Consider the following 14685-nt stretch of genomic DNA (forward strand, 5'->3'; position numbering starts at 1 on the left):
TACACGTATGAGGTCATGCACCAGCCGACTACCCGTCCTATATCTGCAGCGCTCGTGTACCAGCGGCATCTGATCAACAAATAAAAAAAGCCCCGTGTTATCCAAAACACGGGGCTTTTGACAAAGGAGTGTGGCCTGGCTCAGTGTGCCTCGACAGCGGCACGCCCTTTGATGATAGAGCGGGCAAGCATCACATACCCCACCGAACCACAGGCGGCCATGGCCAGAATGACCGCTTCAAGCGTATGCGGTAGCAGTGCAGACAATCCACTCAGAATCCCAGCGATGCCGAACTGGGCGGCACCCAGCAGCGCTGCGGCCGTACCACTGCTAGTGGGAAAGAACTCCAAAAAGCAGGCCTGAATATTCGGCGAGATCGCCCCCACCGCGCCGATGGTCAGCATCATGGCGGCGAGGAAGGCGTAAAGCGACCAATCCATAAAGGCAGCCATCACCAGCAATAGTATGCCGACAGCCTGACAGCCCGTTGCCAACTGTAGGATACGCAGTGACGGTAGCCTGGAAAGCAAGACTCGATTGAGAATATTGAAGATAAGCATCGCGACGATATTCGCCGCAAACAGCATCGAAAAGCTTGAAGGTGACTGGCTGAAATGCCCCTGATAGATAAATGACGCATAGGTGATGAACATCATCAGGGTAGAAAAAGAGGCAGCCTGCCAAACGATGAACGGCAGGGCGGGTTTTGTCGATAATACCAATTTGTAACGCGCCAGCAGGCTCATCTTAGGGCTTTTCGCGCGCGACACCTTGCCCTTGCCAGTAAACAGCACCCGCACCAGCAACGGCACCAGCAGCACCGCGTACACCGCCAAGGCGAAAAAGATAGTGTGCCAGGAACCCAGCAACAAAATCGCGCTGCCTACGCTTGGCGCAATGCCAGGCGCCAGCACCATGATAAAGCCCATCATCGAGAACAGCTTCGCGGCGTCGCGCCCCGCCACCCGGTCACGCACTAACGCCGGTACCGAAACCAGAGTCAAGCCGGCGCCAATGGCCTGAATTGCCCGCCCACCGAGCAGGGTGTTCAGGGAATCCGCCATACCAATGACAATGCTTGAGAGCGCAAAAATCGCCAGCCCGCTCATCAACACCCGCTGGCGCCCGAAGCGGTCTGAAAGCGCACCGCCGATTAACTGACCCAACGCCAACGCAAATACATACACCGAAACACTCAACGATACCGCCTGCTGAGAAATCCCCAGCGATTCACCAATGACCGGAAAGGCCGGCAGATACGTATCCATGGAAAACGGGCCCAGCATCATGGTCATTGCCAGGCTCAGCACCACAATGAAAGGCGTTTTAGATTGGGTCATAGAAGCTCGCGGTAAAAGGCGTAATGATGGACAACACCCACGATATGATACCGACTGATGTCATCATGGCAATCGAATAGAAAATGAGGGGGTGGGCTGCAGGGCGGTAATCGACTAAACACTTAGCCAGTTTGTTATCGGTTTGCTCGGCCATACATTAAAAACTATTCTTAAAAACATGCTTAAAACCAAGCTTAAAAACCATGCTGACAGCACATCCCCAACGAGGAATGAGGAGGCAAGGATGTCTATGCCCCAGCCAGAACGACTTCATCTCGACAGCGATGCAGCGACCGGCTACCCCAATTCCCCTCTACCAGTGCTGATTTATCGTCAGGTTCTCGATATCAGCAATGCAGAGGAGCGGGCCGAGGCGTTCGAAGTGATGTTCAAACGCCACGGCTGGCCCCCTGCGTGGCGCTACCACCTGTATGACTTTGACCACTTTCACTCCACCGCCCATGAAGCACTGGGTATCTTTCGCGGGCGGGCACGGGCGCGGCTGGGAGGCCCTAACGGCCAGGAGCTGATGCTTTACCCAGGCGATGTACTGGTGCTGCCAGCGGGAGTTGGGCATGCCAGCCTAGAGGCGGATGATGATTTCTGCATGGTAGGCGCCTACCCTCCCGACCAAGAGCCGGAAATAGAGCGCGGCGACCCCGCACAGCTTGCGGCGGCACAAGAACGAGTGGCTGCCGTGGCCTTACCCGAGGATTCGCCGGTCGGCGGGTCTCTGGCAGGGTTGTGGGGGTAAAGCGACTGTTGCTCAACTGTTCGATGGAGGGGGCAGATAGATAAGGCTGCAACAGCACCCCACAACATTCACTTTGGCAGCTAACATCGGAGCTAGTACCGCATGGATGTACACCAGTGCCCAACCAACATCACTCGTGCGCACCCACCTTGTCTGGGTGGCTACCCAGCATCAGAAAAACCACCACCGACAGCAAGGCGATGAGAATCGCAGCAGCTGTTAGCAGGATCGAGTGCGTGGTGGAGAACGCTGCCTTCGCGGCCATGATGAGTGCATCCGCCTGATCTGCAGCCAGCCCTTGTGCCACAACGATGCTATCGCTCATTGAGCGCGCTGCCTGTGCAGCGAGGGCTGGCTCCAAGTGTGGCGGCAGTACAATAGTGCTGGTATAGACGCTCGCCATGAAAACCCCGAACAGGGTGATGCCGAGCCCACTGCCCAATTCGTAGCCGGTGGCTTCCAAAGAGCCTGCAGCCCCTCCTTTCCTGGCATCCACAGCCCCCATGATGGCAATCGAGGAAGCGGTCAGGCCAATGCTCAAGGTTAGCCCCAGCACGGCCAAGGCTGTTGGCACTGTCCAGTCAGGCGCGTGGAAGTCAGACTGCGCCAAGTAGCCCAACGCTGCTGCCGCGATCACCATCGACAGACTGGCAACCAGCCGTAAGCCAAACCGGTTGGACAGGTAACCTGCAACGGGCCCACCAACTGCAGCGGCCGCCATGATCGGCACCATGAACAGACCGGCCTGCAGCGGTGTCTTGCCCAGCACATATTGCAGCTCTTGCGCCAGCGTCAGCTCGACACCTGCCAGTGCGCCGGCAGCCACTAGCGCCATCACCAGGCCAGCGACAATGGCCGGATGACGAAATAGCGATAAGTCCAGCATCGGCTCCGCCGAACGCAGCTGGATACGTGCAAACCAGGTCAGCATCGCTAGCCCCAGGAAGAGCACCAACCCTGCACGCCATAGTGGCTGCCCCGCTCCCMCCCCAGACTTGATGCCGTAGACCACCGAGATAATGCCAACAAGCAAAATCAACGCCTGGCCGAAAGACCACTTGCCTGGTGTCGTTGCCTCGCGGCGCGGCAGCAGACCATAGACGACCGCCACCACCACTAGCATGATCGGTACATTAATGAGGAATACCGAGCCCCACCAGTAATGTTCCAGCAAAGCCCCACCCACCAACGGTCCCACAGCCGCACCTGCGGCCCCCACCGTTCCCCATAAGCCAAGCGCCATCGCACGCTCGCGCTCGTCTTCGAAGGTTTTGCGGATGACACCTAGCACACAAGGCATAATCATCGATCCGCCAATAGCGAGCAGCACTCGAGCACCGATCAACATGGCGGGTGTCGTCGAGAATGCCGCCAGTAGTGACGCCACCCCGAACACGACGAGCCCGGTCAGCAGCACACGGCGCGTTCCGATTCGGTCAGCCAGCGTGCCCATCGGCACCAGCAGGCCAGCCATCAGCAGCGGATAAATATCGATGATCCACAGCACTTCGGTGCCAGTGGCACCCAGCGCTGGCGTCAGCACCGGTACCGCGACGTGCAGAATCGTCATATCGATAACAACAGGCAGGAACGCCAGCATGACGGCAAACAGCACTAGCCAACGTTGTGGGATAGCAGAAAACATTAAACACTTAACTCCTAAATAGTGGATATCACTTCCGACGCTGCCACTGAAAAGGTGTCTGACACAGGGGACGCCGACAGCGTTAGCACGATAGGCGGAATCAGTCGGCGCATGGCATTAATGCTCTATATCGTTATCGGGTTGTAATGATGAAGGGCGACGAGCCGTACGCCAGCTACTAACGCGCTCCTGAAGGCCTATCACGAAAACGAAGAACACCGGAACAAAGAGAATTACCAGAAGCGTTCCGCTAACCATGCCGCCGAAAACGCCCGTGCCTATCGCATGCTGGGTTTTGGCACTGGCGCCAAACGCGACCATCAACGGCACCACCCCTAAGCCGAAAGCGAGTGAGGTCATAAGAATCGGGCGCAGGCGCAGGCTGGCGGCTTCCACTGCGGCCTCCATCAGCCCTTTACCTTGCTCACGCAACTGCTTTGCGAATTCAACAATCAGGATCGCGTTTTTCGCAGACAGTCCGATCACGGTGACCATACCGACTTTGAAGAAAACATCGTTAGGCAGGTCACGCAGCAACATGGCGGCCACCGCCCCCAGCAACCCCAGCGGCACAACCAGGATGACCGACAGCGGAATCGTCCAGCTCTCGTAGAGAGCGGCTAACACCAGAAACACCGCCAGGATGGATAGCGCCACCAGCATGGGTGCCTGGGCAGCGGACTGGCGCTCCTGAAGGGACTGCCCCGTCCAGGCCACTGCGAAACCGGGCGGAAGTTGCTGCGCCAGACGCTCCATTTCAGCCATGGCGTCACCAGTGGAAGTCCCCTTCGCCGCACCGCCAGAAATACTAGTGGCGGGATAGCCCAGGTAACGCACCATTTGTAGCGGTGTTTCGTCCCACACCGGCGTGACCACCTCTGACAGGGACACCATCCCTCCCCTGCTATTACGCACGTGCAGCTTGAGCACGTCATCAACCTGCATGCGTGCCGACGCATCCGCTTGCATAATCACCTGCTGCATCCGGCCTTCATTCGGGAAATCGTTGATGTAGGATGACCCCATTGCGGTAGACAGGATTTCGCTAATGTTGGCGAACGACACGCCAAGCGCTTCGGCTTTCTGGCGATCAATATCAAGGCGAATGCTCGCCCCTTCTGGAAGGCCGTCGGAATAGACGTCGCTGACGACCTTGCTCTGCGCCGCCAGTTCCAGCAGCGTCGTCTCGGCAGCCTTAAGGGCGGCCGGCCCCTGGTTGCGTCGATCCTGCAAGAACATCGTAAAGCCGGACTTGGTGCCCAATTCATCAATGGCCGGCGGCAACATACTCATCACCGTCCCTTCGTTCAATTGACTCATGGCTGCCTGAGCTCCTTCCGCTTCACTCGCCGCCGTGGCACCGTCACGCTTCCCCCAATCCTTTAGCGTGGTGAACGTCAGCGCTGTATTCGCGCCAGACCCAGAGAACCCGAAGCCCAAAATAGACATATTGCCGTCTACGGCAGGGCGCGCCATGACGTACTCCTCATACGCCTTGACGACATCCAAGGTACGCTCGGTTGTCGCATTAGCGGGTAGCTGGATACTGGTCATGAAATAGCCTTGATCCTCTTCCGGCAGAAAAGCCGAAGGCAACTGGCGGAAGGCGAACMCCAGCACGCCTGCGATGACCACAAACACCAGCATGACCCGACCACTGCGGGCGACCAGCCTCCCCACACGCGATTCGTAACGGGCGGTCATACGTTTAAGCGACCGGTTGAACACGCCGAAGAAACCGCCTTTGTCGTGGTGCCCCGGCTTAATGGGTTTGAGAAGGGTGGCGCATAGCGCCGGTGTTAGCGTCAACGCCAGAAACGCTGAGAACAGAATCGAGACCACCATCGCCAGCGCGAATTGCTGGTAGATCACACCGACCGAGCCACTCGAGAAGGCCATCGGGATAAACACCACCGTCAATACCAGGGTGATGCCCACCACCGCACCAGTAATTTCCTTCATCGCCTTGATGGTGGCGTCCTTTGGCGACAATCCCTCTTTGGCCATGATGCGTTCAACGTTCTCGACCACCACGATAGCGTCATCGACGATGATGCCAATCGCCAACMCCATGCCAAACATCGTCAGCACGTTGATTGAGAAACCTGCCAGCAGCATCACCGTGAAGGTTCCCAACAACGCAATCGGCGCGACCAGTGCGGGAATCAGCGTGTAACGGATGTTCTGTAGAAACAGCAGCATCACCAGGAACACCAATACCATCGCCTCGATAAGGGTATGGATGACCTTCTCGATAGAAACCTTAACGAACGGGGCCGTATTAAAGGGGACCGATGAGCTCATACCCGCGGGTAGCGCCTGGTTTAACTCAGCCAAACGCGCTTGCACACTTTCCGACGTGCGGACAGCATTGGCACCGGGTGCCAGCTGTATGGCTGCCGCCGTCGCTGGCTGGCCATTCTCACGATTGGAGAAGCCGTAGGATTGGGCGCCCAACTCAACTCGCGCCACATCGCCCAACACCACTTTGGAGCCGTCGACATTAGCGCGAAGTACGATAGCGGCGAACTCTTCCGGCGTGCTCAATTGCCCCTGTGCGGTCAACAGCGAGGACACCTTTTGGCCGGGTAAGGCCGGAGACGCGCCGATGCTGCCCGGCACAATCGGTGCGTTCTGCTCCGTGATCGCGGTCGAGAGATCATTCACCGACAAGCCGAAAGCAATCAGCTTCTCCGGCTCTATCCAGATTCGCATTGCCTGCTCAGCACCGAACAGCTGCACACGACCAACACCGTCAATGCGGCGCAGTTCCTCGACGATATTGCGCGCCATATAATCGTTCAGGGCGATCTCATCAAAGCGCCCATCATCGGAATTCAGACCTACGATCATCAGAAAACTGGATGACGCTGACTCTACGCTCAGCCCATCCTGACGAACCGCCTGGGGTAACCGAGGCTCGACTGCCTTGAGTCTATTCTGCACATCCACTTGGGCCAGTTCCGGATTTGTCCCTGGCTTGAAGGTGGCGGTGACAGATGCCGACCCTGAAGAGTCCGCCGACGATTCGAAGTACAGCAGATTCTTGACGCTGGACAGTTCTCGTTCGATGAGACTGAGCACGGCATCGTTCATGGTCTGCGGTGTGGCGCCGGGGTAAGTCGCAGTGATGGTCACCGAAGGGGGCGCTACCGAGGGGTAGTGAGCGACCGGCAGCTTAGGAATGGCGATCACGCCCAGCAGGATGATAAACAGCGCGACCACCCACGCAAAGACTGGGCGCTGGATGAAGAACTGAGGCATTGCGGAGACTCCTGAAGCTTAATTAAGAAGATGCCACTGAAGCCTCAAGAGGCGATGACCTATGCCAATCAGTCGCGCTGACTTCGACACCATCAGAAAGTCGCTCTATACCCTCGACGACAACCTTCTGCCCCTCTGTCACCCCCGTCTTAATCCGATAATTACCGTTCGCCAATTCACCAAGCTCCACTGAGACCATCACCGCCTTGTCGCTGTCACCAATCAACCACACGTAGGGCTTACCGCCGATGCGCACCACGGACTGTTGCGGCACCGTCAACGCGTTGTCATAGCGTGCGTAGGGCACGCGGGCGCGCACAAACATACCGGGCAGCAGGCGTCGATTGGGATTGTCCACGAGTACACGCAGTAAAAAGTCACCCGTGCTGGCATCCACATTGATGCCCGAAAAAAGAATGCGTCCGGTGACATCGTAGGGTGTACCGTTGCTGCCGAGGATGGTGACCGGTAAACCATTATCTAGCGAAGGTTGCGCCGCCATCGCATCTTGAAGCGATTCAAGTGAGGAAGCCGAACGCTGAACATCGACATAAACTTTATCGATCTGCTGAACACGGGCCATGGGCGTGCTATCGCTGCTGCCGACAAGCGCTCCCACCGTTACCAACTCTTGATCAATTCGGCCAGCAATGGGAGACGCCACCGTGGAAAACTCTAAGTCAAGGCGGCGACGTGACAGCGTGGCACGCGCTTGAGCCACCTCAGCAGCGGCCTGCTGACTTTTGGATACGGCGTCGTCATAGGCCTGGCGGCTCACCGACTGCCCCCTGACCAGCGACTCCAACCGAGCGGACTGCGCACGGGCATTCGCAAGCTCGGCTTCGGCTTTCTGCAAAGCGGCTTCTGCCGTTTCCACTTCCGCTCGAAACGGCGCTGGGTTGATTTCGAATAATGGCTGCCCCGCACTCACGTCGGTTCCCTGTTCGAAAAGTCGACGTTGGACAATTCCGCTGACCTGCGGACGAATTTCCGCCACTTGAAAAGGAGCGACCCGGGCCGGTAAGTCTTCGGTCAGCTCCAATCTAACGGGTTCCAAGGTAACGACAGACACTCGGGCAGGAGACGGCGTTACTTCTTGCTCAACTGGCCCGCAGGCGGTTAGCACGCTTAGCAGCAAGGCACAGAGGCCACCATTGCGGTAAATATGTCGGATCGTCATGCATCTTCCCTTCAGGCATCGTTCTTTCAGACCTAGCTCATTGAGAAATAGGTAAACATTTGCCTAGCAATAAAATTGAAGGGGACTATATCGCTATAGCGTGGTATTAACGTCGACGGTATGTGTAGATATGATGGAGAACACAATTAATGTTTCATTAGGCACTTTTATGTCCACGACTCAACAGTCGCCAAATTCTTCTTCTGGCCTGCAAGCACTGGTTCTCATCGCCGAAGACGAGCCTGAGATCGCTGATATTCTTCAGGCTTATCTGAGACGTGAGGGCCTTCGAACTATCCACGCAGAAGATGGACGCAAGGCATTGGAAATGCATTTGTCGATGAAGCCCGATCTCGTCTTACTTGATGTAAAGATGCCTAAAATGGATGGTTGGCAGGTGCTGTCGGAGGTTCGCCATCGTGGTGAGACGCCCGTCATCATGTTGACCGCGATGGATCAGGACATCGATAAACTCATGGGCTTGCGTTTTGGTGCCGACGACTACGTCGTCAAGCCGTTTAACCCTGCTGAGGTTGTCGCACGCACTCAGGCAGTGTTAAGGCGCACCATGGCTGATGCTAGCCATCAACCCCGTGTCCTCCGGGTGCCGCCCTTTGAGATCGACCTGGAACAACACGAAGCCTTTGTTCAGGTAGGAGGAGACTCGCATAGCCTTGCGTTGACGCTCACCGAATTCAGGTTGTTGACGCACCTTGCACGCGCGCCCAAAAAAGTTTGCACCCGCGCAGAGTTATTGGCCGCCTGCCTCCCCGAGGGTGAGGCGCTTGAGCGCACTGTCGACAGCCATATCAGCAAGCTGCGTAAAAAACTGGAAGACGTCGATGTGAGAGGCATACCCGTTGGCATACGCGGCGTTGGGTATCGGCTGTGGGGAACAGAATGAAACTCATTGGATTGAGCCGGACAATCGCATTGACCATGGCAGCGATGGCGTTTGGGATAACACTGCTAGTCGTGGTGACCTCTTATGTGTTCTATTTCATTACCTTCCATTTTTGGCAGGGGTCGATTAACGAACCAAACATGTTCCCGTCGGGGCTAGAGTGGGCTTGGCTCGTTAGCACTACGCTGGTTGGGCTGGCGTTCGCCGTGATAGTGGGCATGCACTTGGCACGTCGCATTCTGGTACCCCTAAACTCCGTAACAGAAAGCATGCGTCGCGTCGCGCAAGGCGACCTGGACGCACGCGCCGCTACGGGTGATCGCTCTTTAGGCGAGGCCGCCGTTTTGGCAAACGACTTCAATGCCTTGGCAGACCAACTACAGCGTATGTCCAAGGAAATGACGTTCTGGAATGCGGCTATTGCCCATGAGCTGCGTACGCCCGTTACTATTTTACGCGGACGCCTGCAAGGCTTGGCAGAAGGCGTATTCCCCCCCGAAAAACCCCAGTTTCTGAGTCTCCTTACCCAAATCGATGGCATGGCACAACTGATTGAAGACCTTCGCGCCGTGAGCTTGGCCGAAAGCGGCCATCTGAACCTTGAGATCAAGCAATGTGACCTTTCTGCTGAAATTGAATCAGTTGTTGAATTTTGTAGACATACCCTAAATGCATCAAATCATTATCCAACCCTTGATCTGCAAGCTGGCGCCGTTTATTGCGACCCTGTCCGTATTCGTCAGGCATTGCTTGCGTTGCTGGAAAACGCTCGCCAGCATGCATCACCAGGGTCACTCATCATCCAAACGCGCCAGAATGACGGGTGGTGTGTTTTGCGTGTTATGGATTCCGGCCCAGGTATCCCTCAGGAAGATGCCTCTCAGATTTTCACGGCCTTCCGGCATGCGCGGGACGCTGACAGTGGTATGCCAGGAGACAAGCGAGGAAGCGGGCTAGGATTGGCGGTAGTCGCGGCTATTGCAAGAGCCCATGGTGGCGAGGCTAAATGCTACCCCTCTGATGAGGGTGGCTCTTGTTTTGAGTTGCGCTGGCCTTCTCAATCACACAGTACGTGATGACATAGCGCGTGATGACATAGCGCGTGATTGCTGAATGGTCGGCGGTCGGTGCCTATCCACTTCCACTAAGCCACGAGCCATAGGCAGAGCGCGACGACCCCGCACCACTGGCGGCAGCACAATCTCGAGCTGCTGCTAAAAAATGGCGAGCTGAGCTACAAGAGCCCAACCGCTTTCTCCAGTATGTTTCGTAAGGTGCTCGGCCAATCTCCAACGGCCTTCATTCGGGCGGCTAGTCGCCCGCCGGAGGAAGGCGGCGGTTCTGGCTTGGTTTGCTGTCGTAAACTTATGCAGCAGATGGGCAAGTAGATGAGGTATTCGGAGCCCTGCAGATAGTCCTTGTCGCTTATTTAATCACCCGGGACTCAACACATAGATAGGAAAGTATTACCTCGACCGCATGGGCACGCCGCTCAATCAACCAATCCGGGTCAGCCAGATCCTGCTCGAAGATGATGGATAGCGTGTCGCGTTGATTGATGTGAATGATTGATAGCGAAAGAATAGAAATGTAGAGCTGGGTAGGGTCTACAGCCGAGCGAAATACCCCTGCTGCTTCCCCTCGCTTTAGGGTATCCCGGATCATGCCTACGAGCGGCGTCGTTTGCTGGACGACTTTGCTCGATTTGCGCAGCATGCGCCCACCCAGCAAGTTCTCATTACGCACCAGGCTGGTGAACTCGGGATGCTCGGCCATATGATCGAAGGTGAATTCGACCAGCGCGCGCATACCTGCAACGGGCTCGAGATAGCTTAAATTGAGTGCCTGCTCCTTGGCGCGCAACTCCTCATAGACTCGTTCGAGAACAGTCAGGTAAAGACCTTCCTTGTCATCGAAGTAGTGATACACCATGCGCACATTACAATCGGCTGCACGCACGATACGTTCCATGCGAGCGCCATCGTAGCCGCGCTCGGAAAACTCTTGAGTCGCCGCTTGAAGCAGGCGCTCGCGTGTTTCATGAGCATTACGGCGGGTTTTTCCCCGGGTACGGGCACTCTGTTTCACATCGAGCGTATCGCTTTTTGTCATGTACACATCCTTGTTTCTATTGGTGCTATAGCCCTAACGCGATGCCATCGCTGCGAGGATCATGAGCCGCGTAAAAGCCTTTCGCCGGGTCGATAACGACCGCGCCGGGGTGGCCAGCTAGGGCACTTTGTGCGGGTAGCGGGCTCATCTGATGACCACGCCGGGTCAATTCAGCGAAAATAGCATCTCCCGCATCCTGTTCAAGTTTTAGCGTGTCACGTCCATCGGAAAAGGTTCGCCCCAGTAGGAAGCGCGGCGCTTTAAGCGCACTGAGCGGATCCATGCCATAGTCTATCAAGCGCGTCAGCACGGCAGCGAGGGTTTGCGGCTGTCCATCTGCTCCTTGAGTACCGTAAAGTAAACGAGGCTTTCCATCGACACGATACATACCCGGGTTAAGGGTATGAAAAGGACGCTTTCCGGGGGCAAGCGCATTCGGATGAGCAGGATCAAGACTGAACGCGGCACCACGGTTATGCCACAAAATCCCCGTATCACCGACACTGACACCGCTGCCCCAATCGTAATAAATCGTCTGCAGCATGGAGACGGCATTACCGAAACGATCAGCTGCCGCTAGATAAACCGTATCGCCATGCTGATAAGCGAAGGGCCAATCMAATGCTTTCCCCGCCTCCACTTTTGCCGCTTCAGCATCAAGATGGGCAGGCGATAACAACCTTTCACAAGGCACCGACGCGAAGTCGGGATCAGCCAGGTAGCTATTACGATCCAGGAAAGCGCGCTTTACCGCCTCCACCAGCAGATGGTAATAATCGGCGCTGCCCTCTTCGATCCTGAAGAGGTCAAAACGCGCCAGGATACCCATTATCTCTAGTGTCGTCATACCCTGGGTTGGGGGACGATGGGCCAGCAGCTCGCCACCCCGATAGGGCACCGACAGCGGCTTTTCTACTCGTGCTCGGGTAGCCGCCAGATCAGCGCCGGTGAGTGGAGACCCTGCCGCTGCCAGTCCAGCGGCGATTTTCTCCCCCAACTGCCCTTCATAGAAGTCTCGGTAGCCGTGGGTCGCAATGGACTGTAGTGAAGCGGCCAGCTGTGGCTGGTACAGTTTTTCACTCTCATGGGGAATCTTCCCGCCTGGCATAAAGTGCTCTCGCACGCCTGGCATCATAGCCATCTCATCACGACGAAAATCAAGCCAGAAGCGCTGCGATGGCGTTATCGGGAAGCCTTCCCTCGCTAGCTGTATCGCTGGCTCCATCAGCGCTGCCCAGCCAATTTGGCCGCCACAGTTCTGACGGGAAATCTCATGCGCCTGCCCCCAGGTGTCGACCGTGGCAGCCGTCGTCAACATGGAACCTGGCCCTCTCGTAGGCAATTGGCCAGACAGTTCCAACTTAGCCTGTGGCGCCTGGCCAATGCCTGACAGGGTTTGCACACCACCGTTTGCATCCGCAATGATCATGAAGGCATCGCCGCCAAGACCGGTAAAATGCGGATACGTCACTGCCAGACAGGCCCCCATGGTGATAGCAGCTTCAACCGCATTTCCACCTTTACGAAGTACCTTAAGACCCGCTTCTGTTGCCAGTGTATGTGGGCTGGTTACGACCCCCTCATGGGAATGCGCCAACGCTGATGAAGTTGTGCTAATAGACATTGCTACCATCCTTATTCTGGCTGTTTAGCCGCCATACACCATATTGGGTAGCCACATACTGATCGCGGGAATATAGGTCAGCAGTATCAAGGCAAACAGCGCAATGCCAATAAAGGGCAATGCACCACGTACCGCCTGGACGTAATCGACACCGTTGATAGTGCCCGCCACAAACAAGTTGAGGCCAAATGGCGGCGTAAACATACCAATCGCCCCATTCACGGTCAGTACTGCCCCCAGGTGGACAGGGTCAATACCAACGCGCATACCCACGGTGTAAAACAGGGGTGCGAGAATCACCATGATGGAGGAAGCATCGAGGAACATGCCGGCAATCAGTACCGTCACATTGATCAGAAGGAAGATATGGTACGGATTCTCTGATAACGACAGGATAGCGTTGGCCAACATCGCGGCTAACCCATTACTGGAAAGGAACCACGCCAGCACTGACGCAGCAGCGAGAATAATCATTACCTGAGCCGTTGTGGTCGCCGCTTCAATCATGCTTTGGAATAGCTCTGCAAAGCTCTTCTCACGATAAATCAGGGCGGAGACCAACAGGGCATAGATCACCGATACAGCGGCTGCTTCAGTGGGCGTAAAGATACCCAGGTAGATACCACCCAAGACGACGAGAGGCACACCCAACCCCCACGAAGCATCTTTGAATCCTGCTAAAACCTCGCCCCAACTGGGCGGCTCCACGGGCGTTACACCGTCCTTTTTGGCGCGGTACCAACAGTAAGGCAACAAACAGGCGGCGTATAATAACCCGGCACCGACCCCTGCCATGAACAGCGCGCCCACGGACACCCCAGTGACAGCCGCGTAGACGATCATCACTACCGAAGGGGGAATGATGATGCCCAATGAACCGGCAGACACCAGCACGCCAATCGAAAATTGACCGGAATATCCCTCCTTGCGCATGGCCGGATAGAGCAATGACCCAACCGACACAACGGTGGCCGGACTCGATCCGGAAATAGCACCAAAAAACATACTCGCTGATACCGCCGTCATCCCCATGCCACCGGTAAAACGCCCCACCAACAAGTTGGCCAAGCGGATAATACGCTGCGATAACCCACCCGCACTCATCAAACTACCGGTGAGAATAAAAAAGGGTATTGCCATCAATGGAAACTTATCCAACCCAGCAAACAAGCGCTCGGCAACTATGGTCAACGGAATATGGCTAAAACTCCCCATCGCCACCGTGACGGAACCCGCCAACGCAATAAAGATGGGCGTTCCCACTAACATCAAAACAGCTAATAGAACCAGGAAAGTGATGACCATATTCTTATCCAATTTGATCAAGGTGGGCAGAGGCTTGCTCTCGACCAAGCAACGTCCGGAAGAAATGCTGGGTAAAGCGAATGCCCATTAAGAGAGCGCCCACTGGAATGGCCAACTGAACGATCCACATAGGCGCCTGCAGAGCAGAGCTCACCTGACCGAACCGATGGGTTTGCTCAGTTAACTGGATACCGTAAACCACCAGGAAGAGGCAGAAAGCGATAGAAACCGCATGAACTAGCAACTCTATCCACTTCACCATAAGGGGAGGACTAAACCTGCGTAGAATATCGATCCCAATATGAATCCCTTGCCGTGCAGCAACGCTCGCGCCAAGCAGCACCATCCATACAATTTGGTAACGCACCAGCTCCTCAGCCCATGAAAAACCATCGTTAAACACGTAGCGTGCAATGACGTTGGCGAAAAGAATGAACGAGGCGGACAAAATCAGCAGGCCAATCAAAACCTCCTCGGCACGCGATATTAGGCGATCAAGTTTGCGCATAGCGGACTCCACCAGCGATGAAAACAATGGGGGAATAAAAGGGCTATCG

11 protein-coding genes are annotated in these 14685 nt (G+C 56.0%); 3 read left to right on the forward strand and 8 right to left on the reverse strand.

Translation table 11 applies throughout. The annotated features are described in order from the left end of the window. Positions 1-140: 140 nt before the first annotated feature. Positions 141-1340: a Bcr/CflA family efflux MFS transporter gene (locus HALO_RS18710; RefSeq protein WP_035576918.1), complete on the reverse strand. Its 1200-nt coding sequence runs from the start codon at positions 1338-1340 to the stop codon at positions 141-143. 244 nt (positions 1341-1584) lie between these two features. On the opposite strand from HALO_RS18710, the gene HALO_RS18715 reads away from it, so the two are divergent. Next, complete coding sequence (locus tag HALO_RS18715; RefSeq protein ID WP_035576916.1) at positions 1585-2094, forward strand: cupin domain-containing protein; 510 nt, start codon at positions 1585-1587, stop codon at positions 2092-2094. A 130-nt stretch (positions 2095-2224) separates the two neighbouring features. Here the strand turns inward: HALO_RS18715 and HALO_RS18720 are convergent, their stop codons facing one another. The 3 genes from HALO_RS18720 to HALO_RS18730 all read right to left on the reverse strand — a co-directional run bounded on the left by HALO_RS18720 (position 2225) and on the right by HALO_RS18730 (position 8183). Further along, positions 2225-3739: an MFS transporter gene (locus tag HALO_RS18720; RefSeq protein ID WP_050713843.1), complete on the reverse strand. Its 1515-nt coding sequence runs from the start codon at positions 3737-3739 to the stop codon at positions 2225-2227. A gap of 117 nt (positions 3740-3856) precedes the next feature. After that, positions 3857-7003 carry a multidrug efflux RND transporter permease subunit gene (locus HALO_RS18725; protein ID WP_050713844.1) on the reverse strand — a complete coding sequence of 1049 codons (3147 nt, stop codon included), beginning with the start codon at positions 7001-7003 and terminating at the stop codon, positions 3857-3859. Positions 7004-7025: 22 nt separating this feature from the next. Next, positions 7026-8183 (reverse strand): efflux RND transporter periplasmic adaptor subunit, encoded by a 1158-nt coding sequence (locus HALO_RS18730; RefSeq protein WP_035576910.1) that lies wholly within the window; start codon positions 8181-8183, stop codon positions 7026-7028. 130 nt (positions 8184-8313) lie between these two features. Here HALO_RS18730 and HALO_RS18735 point away from each other — a divergent pair, with 130 nt between their 5' ends. Together HALO_RS18735 and HALO_RS18740 are read left to right on the forward strand one after the other, a co-directional pair. Next, positions 8314-9087, forward strand: coding sequence for a response regulator (locus HALO_RS18735; RefSeq protein ID WP_231500604.1), 774 nt, complete (start codon positions 8314-8316; stop codon positions 9085-9087). After that, positions 9084-10163 carry an ATP-binding protein gene (locus HALO_RS18740; RefSeq protein ID WP_035576908.1) on the forward strand — a complete coding sequence of 360 codons (1080 nt, stop codon included), beginning with the start codon at positions 9084-9086 and terminating at the stop codon, positions 10161-10163. Before HALO_RS18735 ends, HALO_RS18740 begins: the two co-directional genes overlap by 4 nt. 349 nt (positions 10164-10512) lie before the next feature. On the opposite strand, the gene HALO_RS18745 is transcribed toward HALO_RS18740, so the two are convergent. The 4 genes from HALO_RS18745 to HALO_RS18760 are packed head-to-tail and all read right to left on the reverse strand — an operon-like array spanning position 10513 to position 14636. Continuing rightward, positions 10513-11199 (reverse strand): TetR/AcrR family transcriptional regulator, encoded by a 687-nt coding sequence (locus HALO_RS18745; protein WP_035576907.1) that lies wholly within the window; start codon positions 11197-11199, stop codon positions 10513-10515. Positions 11200-11224: 25 nt separating this feature from the next. After that, on the reverse strand, positions 11225-12823 hold the full coding sequence (gene ggt, locus HALO_RS18750; protein WP_231896754.1) for a gamma-glutamyltransferase: 1599 nt from the start codon (positions 12821-12823) through the stop codon (positions 11225-11227). A gap of 24 nt (positions 12824-12847) precedes the next feature. Beyond that, entirely contained in the window at positions 12848-14128 is a 1281-nt protein-coding gene (locus HALO_RS18755) for a TRAP transporter large permease (RefSeq protein ID WP_035576903.1), read from the reverse strand. A gap of 4 nt (positions 14129-14132) precedes the next feature. Then, entirely contained in the window at positions 14133-14636 is a 504-nt protein-coding gene (locus tag HALO_RS18760; protein WP_050713846.1) for a TRAP transporter small permease, read from the reverse strand. Between the last annotated feature and the right edge of the window lie 49 nt (positions 14637-14685).

The organism is Halomonas sp. R57-5 (assembly GCF_900070345.1).
GTDB classification, from domain to species: domain Bacteria; phylum Pseudomonadota; class Gammaproteobacteria; order Pseudomonadales; family Halomonadaceae; genus Vreelandella; species Vreelandella ventosae_B.